This window comes from Methanobrevibacter sp., from assembly GCF_045644645.1.
In the GTDB taxonomy this organism is placed as follows: domain Archaea; phylum Methanobacteriota; class Methanobacteria; order Methanobacteriales; family Methanobacteriaceae; genus Methanocatella.
This window is the reverse complement of the sequence record NZ_JAZRHE010000080.1, coordinates 14,824-30,994: the sequence shown is the minus strand read 5'-3', so window position 1 is coordinate 30,994 and position 16,171 is coordinate 14,824. Positions and strand designations below refer to the sequence as shown.

General features: G+C 34.4%; 21 protein-coding genes, 2 tRNA genes and 1 pseudogene. 14 read left to right on the top strand and 10 right to left on the bottom strand.

The features are described 5' to 3' along the window. The first annotated feature begins 224 nt into the window (after positions 1-224). The 7 genes from ACKI4K_RS04745 (at position 225) to ACKI4K_RS04715 (ending at position 4,707) form a co-directional block, all read left to right on the top strand. A complete protein-coding gene (locus tag ACKI4K_RS04745; RefSeq protein ID WP_407422792.1) occupies positions 225-746 on the top strand; it encodes a pyruvate ferredoxin oxidoreductase subunit gamma in 522 nt (173 codons plus the stop codon). 11 nt (positions 747-757) lie between these two features. After that, positions 758-1,000 (top strand): pyruvate synthase subunit PorD, encoded by a 243-nt coding sequence (gene porD / locus ACKI4K_RS04740; protein ID WP_292818734.1) that lies wholly within the window; start codon positions 758-760, stop codon positions 998-1,000. 14 nt (positions 1,001-1,014) lie between these two features. Beyond that, entirely contained in the window at positions 1,015-2,160 is a 1,146-nt protein-coding gene (porA, locus tag ACKI4K_RS04735; RefSeq protein WP_407422790.1) for a pyruvate synthase subunit PorA, read from the top strand. A 2-nt stretch (positions 2,161-2,162) separates the two neighbouring features. Next, on the top strand, positions 2,163-3,032 hold the full coding sequence (gene porB, locus ACKI4K_RS04730; protein WP_407422788.1) for a pyruvate synthase subunit PorB: 870 nt from the start codon (positions 2,163-2,165) through the stop codon (positions 3,030-3,032). Positions 3,033-3,042: 10 nt separating this feature from the next. After that, positions 3,043-3,543, top strand: a complete 501-nt coding sequence (locus ACKI4K_RS04725; protein ID WP_407422786.1) for a 4Fe-4S dicluster domain-containing protein — start codon at positions 3,043-3,045, stop codon at positions 3,541-3,543. A 9-nt stretch (positions 3,544-3,552) separates the two neighbouring features. After that, positions 3,553-3,795: a 4Fe-4S binding protein gene (locus tag ACKI4K_RS04720; RefSeq protein WP_407422784.1), complete on the top strand. Its 243-nt coding sequence runs from the start codon at positions 3,553-3,555 to the stop codon at positions 3,793-3,795. Positions 3,796-3,864: 69 nt separating this feature from the next. Further along, complete coding sequence (locus ACKI4K_RS04715; RefSeq protein ID WP_407422782.1) at positions 3,865-4,707, top strand: fumarate hydratase; 843 nt, start codon at positions 3,865-3,867, stop codon at positions 4,705-4,707. A 19-nt stretch (positions 4,708-4,726) separates the two neighbouring features. Here ACKI4K_RS04715 and pstB read toward each other — a convergent pair whose 3' ends face one another. From pstB to ACKI4K_RS04675, 8 genes and pseudogenes are all read right to left on the bottom strand, one after another. Next, positions 4,727-5,476 carry a phosphate ABC transporter ATP-binding protein PstB gene (gene pstB, locus ACKI4K_RS04710; RefSeq protein WP_407422780.1) on the bottom strand — a complete coding sequence of 250 codons (750 nt, stop codon included), beginning with the start codon at positions 5,474-5,476 and terminating at the stop codon, positions 4,727-4,729. A gap of 2 nt (positions 5,477-5,478) precedes the next feature. Next, a complete protein-coding gene (pstA, locus tag ACKI4K_RS04705; RefSeq protein ID WP_407422778.1) occupies positions 5,479-6,315 on the bottom strand; it encodes a phosphate ABC transporter permease PstA in 837 nt (278 codons plus the stop codon). Between the two features lie 4 nt (positions 6,316-6,319). Next, positions 6,320-7,183 carry a phosphate ABC transporter permease subunit PstC gene (gene pstC / locus ACKI4K_RS04700; RefSeq protein WP_407422776.1) on the bottom strand — a complete coding sequence of 288 codons (864 nt, stop codon included), beginning with the start codon at positions 7,181-7,183 and terminating at the stop codon, positions 6,320-6,322. Position 7,184: 1 nt separating this feature from the next. Beyond that, positions 7,185-7,970 carry a phosphate ABC transporter substrate-binding protein gene (locus ACKI4K_RS04695; RefSeq protein WP_407422774.1) on the bottom strand — a complete coding sequence of 262 codons (786 nt, stop codon included), beginning with the start codon at positions 7,968-7,970 and terminating at the stop codon, positions 7,185-7,187. Positions 7,971-8,077: 107 nt separating this feature from the next. Continuing rightward, positions 8,078-8,963 (bottom strand): annotated as a pseudogene (locus ACKI4K_RS04690) (PhoU domain-containing protein). 9 nt (positions 8,964-8,972) lie between these two features. Further along, a complete protein-coding gene (locus tag ACKI4K_RS04685) occupies positions 8,973-9,866 on the bottom strand; it encodes a hypothetical protein (RefSeq protein WP_407422772.1) in 894 nt (297 codons plus the stop codon). Between the two features lie 119 nt (positions 9,867-9,985). Continuing rightward, positions 9,986-10,058 (bottom strand) — tRNA-Thr (locus ACKI4K_RS04680). Between the two features lie 40 nt (positions 10,059-10,098). Continuing rightward, positions 10,099-10,181 (bottom strand) — tRNA-Leu (locus ACKI4K_RS04675). A 167-nt stretch (positions 10,182-10,348) separates the two neighbouring features. On the opposite strand from ACKI4K_RS04675, the gene ACKI4K_RS04670 reads away from it, so the two are divergent. The 7 genes from ACKI4K_RS04670 (at position 10,349) to ACKI4K_RS04640 (ending at position 15,581) form a co-directional block, all read left to right on the top strand. After that, on the top strand, positions 10,349-10,516 hold the full coding sequence (locus tag ACKI4K_RS04670) for a 4Fe-4S binding protein (RefSeq protein ID WP_407422770.1): 168 nt from the start codon (positions 10,349-10,351) through the stop codon (positions 10,514-10,516). 15 nt (positions 10,517-10,531) lie between these two features. Further along, complete coding sequence (locus ACKI4K_RS04665) at positions 10,532-11,296, top strand: adhesin (protein WP_407422768.1); 765 nt, start codon at positions 10,532-10,534, stop codon at positions 11,294-11,296. Positions 11,297-11,307: 11 nt separating this feature from the next. After that, positions 11,308-12,588: an oligosaccharide repeat unit polymerase family protein gene (locus ACKI4K_RS04660; RefSeq protein ID WP_407422766.1), complete on the top strand. Its 1,281-nt coding sequence runs from the start codon at positions 11,308-11,310 to the stop codon at positions 12,586-12,588. Between the two features lie 259 nt (positions 12,589-12,847). Continuing rightward, a complete protein-coding gene (gene cbiM, locus ACKI4K_RS04655; RefSeq protein WP_407422764.1) occupies positions 12,848-13,486 on the top strand; it encodes a cobalt transporter CbiM in 639 nt (212 codons plus the stop codon). A gap of 1 nt (position 13,487) precedes the next feature. After that, positions 13,488-13,793 carry a PDGLE domain-containing protein gene (locus ACKI4K_RS04650; protein WP_407422762.1) on the top strand — a complete coding sequence of 102 codons (306 nt, stop codon included), beginning with the start codon at positions 13,488-13,490 and terminating at the stop codon, positions 13,791-13,793. 109 nt (positions 13,794-13,902) lie between these two features. Further along, on the top strand, positions 13,903-14,733 hold the full coding sequence (gene cbiQ / locus ACKI4K_RS04645) for a cobalt ECF transporter T component CbiQ (protein WP_407422760.1): 831 nt from the start codon (positions 13,903-13,905) through the stop codon (positions 14,731-14,733). 8 nt (positions 14,734-14,741) lie between these two features. Beyond that, positions 14,742-15,581 carry an ATP-binding cassette domain-containing protein gene (locus ACKI4K_RS04640; protein WP_407422758.1) on the top strand — a complete coding sequence of 280 codons (840 nt, stop codon included), beginning with the start codon at positions 14,742-14,744 and terminating at the stop codon, positions 15,579-15,581. A 108-nt stretch (positions 15,582-15,689) separates the two neighbouring features. On the opposite strand, the gene ACKI4K_RS04635 is transcribed toward ACKI4K_RS04640, so the two are convergent. Further along, positions 15,690-15,890: a hypothetical protein gene (locus ACKI4K_RS04635; RefSeq protein WP_407422756.1), complete on the bottom strand. Its 201-nt coding sequence runs from the start codon at positions 15,888-15,890 to the stop codon at positions 15,690-15,692. Positions 15,891-15,936: 46 nt separating this feature from the next. Continuing rightward, complete coding sequence (locus ACKI4K_RS04630; RefSeq protein ID WP_407422754.1) at positions 15,937-16,164, bottom strand: ferrous iron transport protein A; 228 nt, start codon at positions 16,162-16,164, stop codon at positions 15,937-15,939. Positions 16,165-16,171 lie beyond the last annotated feature (7 nt).

The following is a 16,171-nucleotide window of genomic DNA, read 5'->3' as shown; positions in this document are numbered from 1 at the left end:
AAAACATCGTATAGAAATTACAAGATTTGTTAAAAAAAAGTTATAAACACTTTTAAAAAACAAAATAAAACACTATACGATTTATTAAAAAAATAAACAAAAAACTAATTAAGTATTCAAATTAACTAAAATAAAACTAATCTAAAATCAAAAGTATTACATAAAATTTATATATTTTGGAATTTATAATGATTATACATGATAAATATATGGAGGAAAAATTAATGATTGAAATTCGTTTTCATGGAAGAGGCGGACAAGGTGCTGTAACTGCTGCTGAAATTTTAGCAAAAGCAGCATTTAAAGACGGAAACTACTCCCAAGCATTTCCATTCTTTGGAGTTGAACGTAGAGGCGCTCCCGTAATGGCTTTCACAAGAATCGATGACAAACCAATCGATTTAAGATATCAAGTATATAATCCCGACTATGTATTAGTTCTAGACGATGGATTGTTAAATGTAGTAGATGTATTTTCAGGAATTAAAGACAATACTGAAGTAACAATTAACACTGAAAGTTTTGAAGGCAGCGGAGAACACGAAGTGTACAGTATTGATGCAACTGGAATTGCATTAGACATGTTAGGTCGTAACATTGTAAATACTATTATTTTAGGATATTTTGCTAAGAAAACCCAAGCAGTAAGTATTCATTCACTTCTTGAAGTGATTAGAGAAACATTCCCTGGAAAAGTTGGAGAGCTGAATGTAGAAGCTACTAAAAAAGCTTATGAAATGGGATAATGGTGATTGTTATGGTAAGTATAGGATGTGTAATTAAAAACCCGGGCAATAGTAGAAACAACAAAACCGGAAGCTGGAGAACATTCAAACCAATTTTAGATAAAGAAAAATGTATTGATTGTGATAATTGTATTCTTTTCTGTCCGGACGGTAGCGTAAACAAACAACATGACATTGATTATGATTACTGTAAAGGATGCGGAATTTGTGCAAACGAATGTCCTTCCGATGCAATTGAAATGGTAAAAGAATAAAAGAGAGTGATTAAATGGTAAAAGAAGTAATGACCTCAAACAAAGCAGTCGCAGAGGCTGTTAGATTAGCTAAACCACAAGTTATTCCTGTTTATCCGATTACTCCACAAACTACAATTTCAGAATACTTAGCACAATATGTTGCTGATGAAAAAATTGATGCTAAATATGTCAAAGTAGAATCCGAACACAGTGCAATAAGTGCTGCTGTCGGAGCTAGTGGTGCCGGAGTAAGGGTATTTACAGCAACATCTTCACAAGGATTAATGTTAATGCACGAAATTTTATATGCAGCGGCAGGTATGAGAGTGCCTATTGTATTGGCTGATGCAAACAGAGCAATTTCCGCTCCATTAAATATTTGGAACGATCAGCAAGACTCCATTGCACAAAGAGATGCAGGATGGTTACAAATTTATGTTGAAAATGCACAAGAAGCATTGGATACAACATTAATGGCTTATAAAATTTCAGAAAATCCAAATGTATTATTGCCATCAATGGTATGTTTAGATGGATTCATTTTAACACACACAGTTGAACCCGTTGAAATTCCAGATCAGGAAAGCGTAGACAAGTTCTTACCTCCATATGTACCAGAACATGCTTTCCTTGACCCTAAACAACCAATGTCAATTGGTAACTTTGCTGATCCGAATTATTATACTGAAGCAAGACATGATATGGAAGTTGCAATGACCAATTCACTTGAAGTAATTCAGAAAACTTGTGATGAATTTGCAGAAATCTTTGGAAGAGAATATGGTCTTGTTGAGACCTATAAAACCGAAGATGCTGAAATCATATTTGTTGCAATGGGATCACTTTGCAGCACACTTAGAGTAATGGTGGACCAGTTAAGAGAAAAAGGTGAAAAAGTAGGTTTGCTTAAAGTTAGATCATACAGGCCATTCCCTGTTGAAGCAATTACAGAAGCTGTTAAAGATTGTGAAAAAATTGCAGTTATTGATAAAAACTTCTCATTTGGAATTGGTGGAGCACTTTATGCTGACATGAAAGTGAAAATCGATAAGGAGATTTATGGATTTATTGCAGGTTTAGGTGGAAGGGATATTACACCGGAATCAATTTTGGAAGCATATGAAAAAACAAAAGTGCCTGAAAAAGATGTCACATGGATTGGACTTAGGGAGGAATAGATATGGTAGATATACCTGATAAAGATTTATTAGCACCAGGACACAGAGGTTGTGCCGGTTGCGGAGCATCCATTGCTGTTAAATTAGCTCTTAATGCTTTAGGCGAAAACACTGTGGCTATTTCTGCTACCGGTTGTCTTGAAGTTATGACTACACCATACCCAGAATCTTCATGGGAAGTTCCATTTATACACGTTGCTTTTGAAAACTCAGGAGCCGTGGCCTCTGGTGTAGAAAGTGCATTAAGAATTCAAGGAAAAGATGATGTAAATGTAGTTGCTTTCGGTGGTGACGGAGGAACTGTGGATATCGGTTTGCAATCCCTATCCGGAGCTATGGAAAGAGGACATAATATGCTTTATATCTGTTACGATAACGAAGCATACATGAATACAGGTATTCAAAGAAGCGGAGCAACACCATACGGTGCAAGCACAACAACTTCACCAAAAGGCAGTGCAAGTTTCGGAGAGGACAAACCTAAGAAAAACATGCCGATGATTATGGCCGCTCATGGAATTCCTTATGTGGCTACTGCATCAATCGCATATCCTGAAGATTATATTAAAAAGGTGAAAAAGGCTGCAGAAACTAAAGGTCCTGCATATATCCATTTACAACAACCATGTACAACAGGTTGGGGATATCCTTCTGAAAAAACTATTGAAATGGGCAGATTAGCAGTTGAAACCGGATCTTGGATTTTATATGAAATCGACCATGGTAACTTTGAAATTACTTACAGGCCAGAAGAAAGAAAACCTGTAAAAGAATACCTGGCACCACAAAAAAGATTCAAACACTTAGATGAAGAACACATTGAAAAAATCCAAAAATATGTCGATGCAGAGTGTAAAGAACTAGGTTTATAGGAGGAAGACAATGGAAAGTATTGTTGTAAACAACAATTTATGTGACGGATGTCTGAATTGTGAAAACATGTGTGCATCAGTCCATAAGTCTAATAGAATAAAAATTATAGAACATGATTCTTCCTTTTATGCTATCGTATGTCAACATTGCGAAAGTGCGCCTTGTATGAAAATCTGTCCGACAGAAGCCATTACCGATGACGGCGTCGATACCAAAAAATGTATTGGCTGCGGATTATGTGTAATGGTCTGTCCGTTTGGTGCAATGACTTTCAAATCCAAAGTTGCTGAAAAATGTGACCTCTGTGCTGACAGAGAAGAAGGACCTGCATGTATAAAGGCATGTACCAAAAGAGCTATTAGCGTTGCAGATCCTGAAAAGATTAGAGCTAAAAATCAGGAAAAATACCTGGCCAAAATGGCCGGATTGTATGAACCTAATAGCGGAAAAGGCGGCATTGTCCATGTCCTAACAAGTCAGGCAAGAGCAAGACTTGTTTTAGATGAATAATAAAGAATTATGTATAAATCAGGAAACTGTACGAACTGTACAACCTGTGGAAGTTGTCAACAAACACCAAATGTTGACACTCCTATTTTATTTTGTATGAATTGCCAACCATCAGATGCGCCATGCATATTAGCCTGCAAGCAAAATGCCTTTGAGGTATTAGGTGGTGCCATTACATTAAACAGTGAAAAATGCAATAAATGCAGGGATTGCGAGGAAGCATGTCCCCTTGGAATAATTAAAATCCAATAGCTATTTTTAAAAAAATTTATATCATTTCAAAATAAAAATAAGAGTAATTGAATTTACAGGGTTTTTATTTTGATTACTGAAGACATTATTAGAGATGCTGTTTATGAATTATACAAAAAAGCAGTTATCGTTTTGGGAGAGGATGTTAAAAAATCACTTGAAGATGCTCTTAAAATTGAAGAACATGAGCTTGCCAGGTTAAATATTGAAGCTATTTTAAAAAATATTGAACTTGCGGAAAAGAAAGGCATTCCGATGTGCCAAGATACAGGTCTTCCCGTGGTTTTTGTTAAATTAGGCAATGTTGAAGTTGAAAATTTACGTGAAGGTATTGAAGCGGGAATAAGAAAAGCTACAAAAGAGATTCCAATCAGACCCAACATCGTGGATCCGCTTACACGTGAAAATACTAACGTTAATGTTGGAGATTACATTCCCCCAATAGATATTGAACTGATAGATGAAGATTACCTTGAAATAACAATATTGCCAAAGGGATTCGGTTCTGAAAACAACAATGCTTTGAAAATGGCGCTTCCGGCTGAAGGAATTGAAGGAATAAAGGAATTCGTTGTCGAATCAGTCCTGAAGGCAAAGGGAAAGCCATGCCCTCCAACAGTAGTGGGTGTTGGAATCGGAGGAACATCCGATTTATGCCTGAAACTGGGTAAAAAGGCTCTGCTCGGCAAAGTTGGCGAAAGAAATCCGGACCCTCAACTGGCGAAATTAGAAGAAGAGATCCTAGAAGAGATTAATAAATCCGGAATTGGACCTATGGGATTGGGTGGAAAGACCACAGCCTTGGATGTGAAAATATTAAAAGCACATACCCATACTGCAGGCCTTCCAATTGGTGTTTGCATACAATGTTGGGCAGACAGACATGCGACAACAAGAATATATGATAATTAACACCAATCCTTTCATTTTTCTAACCGAATCTTCCTAGGATATAGTCTTCCGTCTTTTCCATTTGAGGATTTGAAAAGATATCCTCAGTCAAGCCGCTTTCTATTATTTCGCCATCCAGGAAAAATGATGTATAATCAGAGGCCCTTTTTGCCTGCTGCATATTATGAGTTACTAAAACTATCGTATAATCCTTTTTTAAATCATGGATTAGTTCCTCAATCTTCAATGTGGATATCGGGTCAAGTGCAGAGCAGGGCTCATCCATCAAAATCACCTCAGGACTGACGGCAATTGTCCTTGCAATACATAATCTCTGTTGCTGACCTCCAGATAAGCTTAAAGCACTTGAATTTAACTTGTCCTTTACTTCATCCCATAAGGCGGCCTGTTTTAAACATTTTTTAACTATGTCCAATATCTTACATTTATCTTTCATTCCATGAATTTTAAGTCCATAAGCCACATTTTCCAAAATGGACATGGGAAATGGATTGGCCTTTTGAAACACCATCCCCACTTTTTTTCTTAAATCAACAACATCCACATCTTCATCATAAATATCCTCACCATCAATACTGATTCTGCCGCAATGATTGAAATCCCTTTCCAAATCATTCATCCTATTTATTGACCTGAGAAAGGTGGATTTGCCACAGCCTGATGGACCTATTAATGATGTTACAGTATTTCTCGGAATTTTTAAATTTATATTCTTTAATATATGATTATTTCCAAAGCTTACATTGAAATTTTCAACATTAATTTTCATTACTAACACCCCATTAATTTTTTTTGATAGCCGTTGACAACACCATTTGAAAATAATGTTATTAAAAGCACCATGATAATTAAAACTGCAGCAGTCCCATAAGCATTGTCCATTGATATTCCCTCGCTGGCCAAAATATACAAATGTAAAGGCAATGGCCTGCCAGTGTCAAAAATGGAGATTGGAATATCTAAGGATGAACCAACAACATACATAACCGCTGCCGCTTCTGAAATTGCTCTAGTAATGGCTAAAATTATTCCGGTGAATATTCCCGGAAGAGCAATAGGAAGTAAAACGGAAATGATGCACTGCCATTTGCTGGCCCCGATGGCATAACAACATTCCCTGTAACCATTTGGAATGGATTGAAGAGCAACCTCTGAAACTTGAAATATTGTTGGAATTGCCATTAAAGCAAGCACAATACCCCCTGCTAAAATTGACCAATTCATCTTTAGAAAAAATACTAGAAATGCAAGACCAAACAGCCCAAATACAATTGAAGGGACTGCAGATAAAACCTGAGATATAAATCTGATACCGTTTATCAGTTTCTCATTCGTTTCATATTCTGAAATATAAACAGAACTTCCAACACCGATTGGAATTGCTATTAAAGCTGTGATTATCATCAAATACACTGTAGACAATATCATTGGAAATATTCCTCCAGATTTTCCGGAATTAATTGGATTTGAAAGTAAAAATTCAAAATCCAGCGCAGGCACACCATTAATCAATATAAATCCCACAACTATGACCAGAATTAATAATGTGAGAAATCCTGAAATAACAAAAATTGAATTGCTTAATTTATCGGTCAATTTTGAATCCATAGCATCACCCCCTTAAGGCATACCTATTTTGAAGATAGGCCGAAGCCATCATTAAAATCAAAATTATAATAAATAGAATTAATGCTGTGGCAAATAAAGAATTGTAATGAATTCCGGTTGCATAACCCATTTCCAAAGCTATATTTGAAGTTAATGTCCTGACTGGACTTGTAATTGAAGTTGGAAATACTGAAACATTTCCGGCCAACATTAAAACGGCCAGTGTTTCTCCGATAGCTCTTCCAAGCCCCAAAATTATTGCGGTTACAATTCCCGGAAGTGCAACTGGCACAACTATATTCTTAATGCATTGCCATTGATTTGAACCAAGTCCCCATGATGCCTCGCGATAATGCTTAGGAACAGAATTGATCGCATCCTGTGTGAGTGAAATTATTGTAGGCAAAATCATTAAAGCCAGAACAATGGCTGCCGCTAGAATTGAAAACCCACTGCCTCCAAACGTATTTCTGATAATGGGCACAATTAATGTCAATCCAAAAAATCCATAAATAACTGAGGGAATCCCTGCCAATGTTTGAATGATTGGTTTGAATAGGTTTTTTAAATTAGCCGGCGCAATCTCTTCAAGAAATATTGCACATGATATTGATATGGGAACCGCAAGCACCAATGCAATTAATGTCACATAAACGGATCCCGCAATCATTGGAAAAATTCCAAACTGACCATTATCCGCAGACCAATTCAGCCCGAATACAAAGTTCAGAACACCATTTTCATAAAATGCCGGGACAGCTTCAATTAACATGAATATCAGCATTAAAATAATCAGTATAACTGATAGTGAAGTTATAACCATCAATCCTTTTTTAATTAAATTATCACTAAGGTATCTTCTAGACATTTTAATCAATTTTAATAAGATTTTCTTTTTCAAAAATTTTGGAAGATTCACTGCTTAAAGTCCAATTAATAAATCTTGACGTTTCATTATCGGGGTTTTTATCTGTTAACAGTACAAAAGGCCGTTGAAGTTTGTATGACCCATTCAGAATAGCATTTTGAGATATTCTGACATTATCAATACCAATGTCTTTTAGATTATCATCCAGATGCGCTAAAGACACAAAGCCTATGGCATTTTTATCTTCTGCAACAATTTGCTTTACTGCACCCGCGGAGTTTTGAACAACTGCATCCTCTTTAATTTCACAGCGATTCATTATTGAACATTTGAATGTGTCTAAAGTCCCTGAACCCTCTTCCCTTACAATCACATTTATTTTCCCGGAATAATTCGAAATTTCATTCCAGTCGGCAATATTGCCTGAAAAAATGTCCCTGACCTGTGATGTTGATAAATCATTTATCGGATTGGACGGATTAACTACAACAGCTATTCCTTCAACCCCTATTTTATATTCATTTAAATTGCTTTCGTTGACTTCTTTTGAAGACATCCCTATGTCGGCCAGACAGTTATCAGTGCATTTAATTCCCAAATTAGATCCGCCACCCTGAACATTAATGTCTACATCATCATGGGTTTTTTTATATTCATTTACTAATTCTTCACATACCGGCTGAACAGAAGTGGAACCAACAATGTTTAACTGACAGCTAGTAGTTCCAGAGGGCATTATCAAAAACAAACCCATCAGCATAAGAAAAATGGAAATTTTGTAATTCATTTTCATCACCTTGACAATGAATTATTAAAAGTAGTATATATAGTTTGCTTTTTAGGAAATATTATTCACAAATAGTGAACTAAATAATCTAAAAAAAATATAAAAAATTATCGAAAAGACCTTGGAGTGGTTGGCCTTGGAATATTATCATGAAATTCAACCACAACATCCATCATTTCAACAGATATGTCCCCAATTCGTTCAAATGCCTTGATAACTCTAAACAAATAAATAAAATAATTTGACCTTTCCTTTTCATCAAATGAATTCTCGGCCATTTGAGTTGCAATTATGTTAATGGCTTTTGCTTGAAGAATATGGATTGAATCTTCAAACTCCATTAAATCATACTTTAATTCAGTGTTTCCCTCAATAAAGGCCTTCATTGCCAAATTAATCATTTTATGAGCTGTCTTATGCATATTTTTTAATTTTTTAAGGATATTATCATCAATTTCATAAATATCATTAATCACAAATTTTGCGATATGGCCGCAATAATCCCCAATCCTTTCCAAGTCATAAGCGACTTCATTATACAGCATTGATTTTGAAAATTCGGAATGCTTATTCAAGCTGACAATAGTCTCAACAGAGGTTCTAATCTTTTCAACCATATTGTTGGTAGCGTAATCCATCTCCAAAGCACGTTTTTGCCTTATCCTCATCATGCTCCAAAACCGCATTGAAAGATTCTTCCAGTTGGGAATGGACATGTCCGGCCATATTAATTAACATGCCATTTATTAAAACGTTTCCAGAAGTTTGTTTGGGGCTTTCATAACCATTCAAAGATTCGGCGAGTTTTTCATATCCTTTCAAATCAATCATATAGGCCCTTTTAACAGTGCCCTCCTTAACGAGAGGCTGCAATAGCTGAGTAACATATCTGCGAGTAATGCCAAATTTTTCAGCGATTTCATCCTGAGTGGATGGATTTTCATATAAAATAAAATCCAAAATATCCTTTAGGGTTTTATCCTTTTTACTCATAGAACCATCTTATTTTTTATAATCATCCAATAAATCATTAGATTCGAATTGAATATTTCCTGAAGATTTATTAATGCTGTGTGATTGGTTATCCGCAACATCATTATTTTCAGCCGGTTTTTTATCAAGGGAGCCCTTAAAGTTTATTTTTGATTGTTTCTGAAACCCGGAAGTGTCTTTTCTATGATTTTTAACACGTATTGTTCTTTTATCAACATAATCGAAATCACCATGCCTTCTAGAATGATGAACTCTGGTGCTTTCCCTCTCAAAATTTCTATTTGAATCATGTCTTATGGTTTTAGATTCGTTTTCAGAATGCTTTGCAGACATCAATATCCTTATAATTACAAAGGCCAATAATATAAATGCAATAATCGCAATCGGAAGATCAAACATGATGAATACGTCATCATAGATATCTGTTAAACGATTTCCCATATCAACAAAACCCCTAGCCAAAAATATCAAAGCGACAAAAACAAGGATAACCCCATGTTCCTTTTTAACAAAATCAGGCTTTAATATCAATGGGTATGCACTAATAACCAGTAAAGCAACACCTAAAAGTCTGTATAAATTATTATCTGCAAGTTGCTGAAGGGACAAGTAAACACTTATAAAGGTGCTAGGAAATACTCCCGCTTCAGCCAATAAAGCGAAAATCAATAATAATTGAATCAAGGCAATAACCGCAATTGGAAACACATATGCGATATCCCACTCGAAGTTAGTGCTGAAAGTTGCACGGTCAACAGGTTTATCCAATGCTTCAGTGAGCATGTTATAAAGAACAGATGAAATAACGGAACCTATAATTGTACCTGCAACACCCATAATAGAAGTCAATACAGCAACAAATGCTGAAATAACTCCCACCAATATAAGTTTTTTATAATTCAATATTATTCACCTTAAATTAAATTAATAGTTTAATGATATTTTCTTTAATAATTATATTCATTAAAGTATTTAAACCATTGTCAAACATCAAAAAAAGAAATCATCAAAAACAAATAGAAAGCCTTAGGGGGGATTCGAACCCCCGACTTCCACCTTACCAAGGTGGCGCTCTACCACCTGAGCCACTAAGGCATAATCAAGAATTTCAAAAATCTTAAAAAGTATAGAATAGTGCAAGGGAAGGGATTCGAACCCTCGAAGGCCTATGCCAGAGGATCTTAAGTCCTCCCCCTTTGGCCGCTCGGGCACCCTTGCATACAATATTGATATTATATTACATAGTATATAAATTTTACCCATATTTCAAACATTAATAAAGAAATTTATAATTTAATATTATTTAATAAAGTATATAAATATTAAGTTATTTAAATATAAACTGATAATAATATTTTTTAAATTAACTAAAAATGGTGTAATAATTGCAAATCGATATGGAAGAATGTGGAGTTTGTGAAGATTGTATTGACGTGTGTATGGAAGAGGCCATTAGTAAAAAAGCTTTTACTATCGTTATTGATAACACCAAATGTGATTCCTGTGGCGAATGTGTCGATGTTTGCCCCGTAGGTGCTATTTACGAAGAATAATGTAGGGTTTCCAACATGAAAAAAAAGTTTACAATCATCGATTATATTATAATAATTCTGGTAATTTGTGCTGTTATTTTTGCATTCATACATATTACATCAGATGACTCATCAAAAATACAAAAAACCGCTTTTGATGCTTCAACAATTAACAAAATACACGATACTTATTCTAATTATTACAAAGACGGACATATTGTAAAAACTACTGTCGAGGGTTTCAATGCAACCAATGGAGAAAAAATTTCCCTAAACGGTACTGTAAAGTGGATGTCCAGCACCGGCGGAAATTATGTTAAGATACTAATTGATTCCAATAACGACACTTATTTGGCCGGATTATATCAGACTGTTCCTGATGCCGACATCTACATCGACAAAATCTCATTGGAAAATGATGGGAGCAAATACGACAATTTGGTTGAAGTTACAGCAAAACCTAAAGAGATCAAATCAGCAACAGACTTAACAAATAATCTATCCGGCGATTATGAAATTTCTACAGTCATCGCTTTAGATTCGATTGATGCAATCAAGCTGCAAGAAATTGACAATGAAATTAATTCACATGGAAAGCGATTATCAGTTAAAACAACTGATGTAGATAATCGGATAACTCTTGATAAATCAGATGCAACCAACATCAATGATATCAACACTATTTTAGGCAATATAAATGGAACAACCAGCGATATCACAATCAGAATCTACAATTGCACTGACAGCCAATTAAATCATATTAAAGATAGCTGCGAAGTTACAAACATTAGAAATTTTTAAGTTGGTAATTTATGAGCATAATTTATTCTACTTTTACTTCAATAACAAATAAAATAAATGATGAATTCCACAAATCCTTCTTATTCACAGTTGTTTTTTCAATTTTGGAATTTGTTGAAAATCAATGGGTCAATAGCTATTTTAAAAAGTTATATCCAAATGAAGATTTTTTAAACTTCTTAAACAAGAATAGAATTCTTAAATATCATATTTTCAACCCGTTGATAGTTCTGTTTTTATTCGCACTGTTCCTACTATTATCAATAAATTCACCATCGGCCAGCTTAACAATTACATTAATTATCGGATTTTTATCATTTTTTATCGGATCTGCAATCCTTCCCAGATACATCTTAAATAATAACGTTGAAAATGTAATTAAATTTGATAAGAATGACATTTATTCCATTGGATTCTGCATAGTATTGATAAGCATTGCATTTTTCTTTGTAAGTGTCGCCACTGTTGGAGGAATACCCCTTTTAAAGCCTTCAATCAGATACCTATTAAAGCCAATGTTTACGATGCCTGTATTTTTAATAATCCCCGGAACCTGTTTAATCGCCAGCGCTTATCTAAAAGATTATCAGAACAAGACAATTACACGTTCGCAGGTCAGGTTTAGATTTTTATTTTTACTGGCCATGAATTGCACATTTTTATTGCTTTTAGGATATAGAACACCATTGCTTGCAGCATTCCTCGTTCTAATCATCATTGGATTTTATGGAAATATCATATCCCTTTGGGAAGTTGTAGTCGGCGCCATACTTGGCGTTGGTGCAATAATCGGGATCGGTTATTACAGGTCGCTTGGAGAACTCACCATCACATCATCAACTAGCCCGATATATACGTTACAATCAAGGGCGGATTTTACATTGCATGTTCTGAATTTGCTTGATTTTATTGGAGGCAATTTTGGAGTGACCCATGGAAAACTATTGGCCGGTGCAATACCCGGAAGCGACCTTGGCCCAAGAATGATGGTTGGAAAACTTATCGCATGGAGAACAGAAGTGACTGTTACACCAACACTCATCGGTCAGATGGTTGCTGACTTCGGCAAGGTCGGTGTTGCAATCGGGATGTGTTTTTTAGGATTTATTTTGGGTGTTGGATTTAAAGTGATGAGAATAACACAAAACTACTTTTATATTGGAATTTACTCTTTAATTTTAACATACACAATTTTAGGTATCGAAACTGGAATTTTAGACATTCAAGTTCTATTATACTTTGCAATAGCTATTTTTATTTATTTGATTTCAATTGTAAAATCAAAAAATTAACCACTTTTTAGTGAAAAAGTATTACGAAAAACTTGAATAATACTAATTTGTATTACTTTAATAACCTTTATATAGTGTTATATAGTTTAAATATAAAATATCAAGTAATATATAGAAAGTATTACACTTTAAATTGACAAATATTATATAAAACTTGATATTTTTTAAAATAAAGATGAAAAAAACAAGATAAGTAATACATTATATATAAATGAATTATAAAAAAGTATTACTCATTTTAAAAACGGAGGAATAAAAATTGCATATACCTGATGGATTCATCCCAATTTCACAATGTCTAATCTACTATGTAATTTTAATAGTAGCATTGTACTTCTCTGTGAAATGGGCTAGAACAAACCTTGATGAAAAACGTATCCCTCTTTTAGCTGTATTGGCTGCTGGTATTTTTGCAATCATGTCTATGAACATGCCAATTCCATTTGGTACAAGTGGACACATGGTTGGAGGAGCATTAGTGGCAATTGTATTCCTTGCACCTGAAGCTGCTGTTTTAGTATTTACAGTCGTATTATTAATCCAGGCATTAATCTTCGGAGATGGAGGAATAACTGCACTTGGAGCAAATGTATTGAACATGGCTATTATCGGAGGATTTACCGGATTATACACCTTTAAAGCATTACAAGGTGCAATCGGAAAATACGCCGCCGCAGGAATTGGAGCATGGTTAGCTACAGTACTCGCAGCACTCGCATGTGCTATCGAAATGGCAATTGCTGGAACTTTCCCGGCAAATGTAGGTATTCCTTCAATGGTATTATACCACTTCTTTATTGGAATAATTGAAGCTGTATTAACCGTAATTGTGCTTGTCGCATTAGACAAATACAGACCTGACTTGTTAGCATGGAATAAAACTGAAGGAGATGCATAATATGGAACAAAAAGATAAGTATCTTATTATAGTTGCAGTGGTCATTTGTATTGTAATCTGTTGTCTTTCACCATATATCGCATCTGGTGACCCTGATGGTCTTGAAAAATCTGCAGAAGATGCAGGAGTCCCGGAAGATTTTTCAATTGAAAAAATTAACGGAATTCCGGAAGCAATCTTCCCAGACTATGCATTTGCACATGACCCTGAAAACCAAGTATTACAAATAGTGGCCTTGGTACTGGGTGTTATTGCAACACTCTGTGTTGGATATGCAGTTGCAGCAATCGTAAGACGTAGAAATTAAATTTTTTAATTTCTACAATTTTTTTTTAAAAAATGATTGAAAACAATTGAAATCAGCATAAGCAAATAATAATATACTACTAATTTTTAATAATAACATAGGGAATTATATGGCAGACATAACTCAAATAATGAGATTTGATGATTTGGCATCAAAGGATAGTCCAATACATAATTTAGAAGGAAGAATCAAATTAATTTCAACCATATTCATAATTGTCGTTTGTGTTGTCTCAAAAGAGCTTTTCATACCGATAATGTTAGAGATATTATTATTAATCATATTAAAAATAGCTAAACTGTCATATATCGATTCATTTAAAAGACTATTAATGTTGCTTCCTTTTGGAGGGGCAATAATCATATTTCAACCATTTATCCAACCGGGGAATATAATTTGGAGTTATTCATGGTTACATATTACGGATTTTGGATTGAATTGGGCAATTCTTCTATTAGTGCGTTTAATTGTATCATTGACTGCAATTATTATTTATTCATCAACAACACCCCTTCAGGAAATGGCCAGTTCATTTAGAAAATTAAAAATGCCGCGTGATTTGGCGATGATTTTATCAATCATGGTGAGATTTTTATTTTTATTTGTTGATGAACTTGCGGCAATACGTAAAAGTCAAAAATCAAGAAATTTCAATATTCATGGGAGTAATACTCCATACAAATGGAGAGTTAAACAAGTCGGTTACACAATAGGCATGATGTTTTTAAAAGCATATGAACAGGGGGAAAGAGTCCACAAAAGTATGGTGAGCCGTGGATTTTCAGACACTTCCGAAATGTTTAACGAGAAAAAATCACTTGAAAGAAGTGATTATCTATTCTTAATTTCAATCATAATTATCGTGATTTTACTAGAAATCATATTATTCAAATATTCCGGGCAATTAGGTTACTTCAGTCAAAACTTTTCAATTAATTAGGTGTTAACATGACAGACATTCATTTAGAGACAAAAAACTTATCCTTCACATACCATGATGGAACACAGGCTTTAAAAAATGTAAATATTCAAATTAAAAAAGGGGAAAAAATAGCAATAATGGGGCCAAATGGTGCTGGTAAATCAACCTTATTCTCCCATTTTAATGGTTTAACAGAACCTACATCAGGGCATGTTGAAGTAGAAGGTGAAAAAATCATTTTTGAGCGAGAAAAACTACTTAAAGTAAGACAAAAAGTAGGAATTGTATTCCAAGATCCAAATGACCAGTTATTTGCACCTACAGTTAAAGAAGATGTTGCCTTCGGGCCTATGAATTTAGGTCTTGAGTACGCCGAAGTAGAAAGAAGAATCGAGGAGTCCCTGGAAATGGTTGGGATGAGTGGTTTTGAAGATAAAACACCCCACCACTTAAGCGGCGGCCAACAAAAAAGAGTGGCTATTGCTGGAATAGTGGCCATGAGACCAGACATAATGATACTTGATGAACCAACTGCCGGCCTTGATCCTGAGGGTGTTGATAAAGTATTGGACATTCTAAATAATCTTAACAAAGAAGGAATGAGCATTGTTATTTCATCACACGACATTGAAATGGTAAATCAATTTGCAGATAAGATTTTTGTCTTGTATAATGGAGAGATAATCGCTCAAGGGGACAAAAATCAAATATTTTCAGACAAGGAATTGTTGAAGAAAGCCCACCTAAAAGCACCGGTAACAACCGAAATACTATATAATTTAAAAGAAAAGGGATTAGATGTTGATACAAGTAAAATAACTATAGATGAAGTTGTTGATGAAGTTCTAAACTTAATCAATAAATAACCAACATCATATTCGCTAAAAAAAAGATAAAGATATTGTAATCGGACCCATGTAATTTTTTATGTGCCCTACGCCAAATTATCGCAATTGAAGAAAATCCAAAATAAACTAATTTAAAAAGCTTTTCCTGTTTTTAATTTTATCCTTAAGTTTGACTATAAACTTAAATTCCTCATTTAATTCTGGAGAATTTGCAAATCCGCAGTTAGGACAATGAATACTGTTGCAACCATGTTTTCCGCAACTGGAACAACCACGATTTTCTAATTTTGTTTCATCAAATTCAAAACCGCACATGCGACATTTCATAATAACACCAAAAAAATAGTTAAAAAAAAATAATGAAAAATTGAAGTTATTCCACTTCAATATTTTCAGCTTCTTCCTTACGAAGACAAACGTCATATCCTTTTACATTCATTTCAATAGGATCTCCCAAAGTAGCAACTTTTTTAACGGTTATCTTTGCTCCTTTAACAAAACCCATACCTAATAAATGTCTTCTTAAATCAACATCTCCGGTGTCATGATATTTAACTAATGTAACAGTTTCACCGGGTCTTGTATCTTTCAATGTTCTCATAATATCC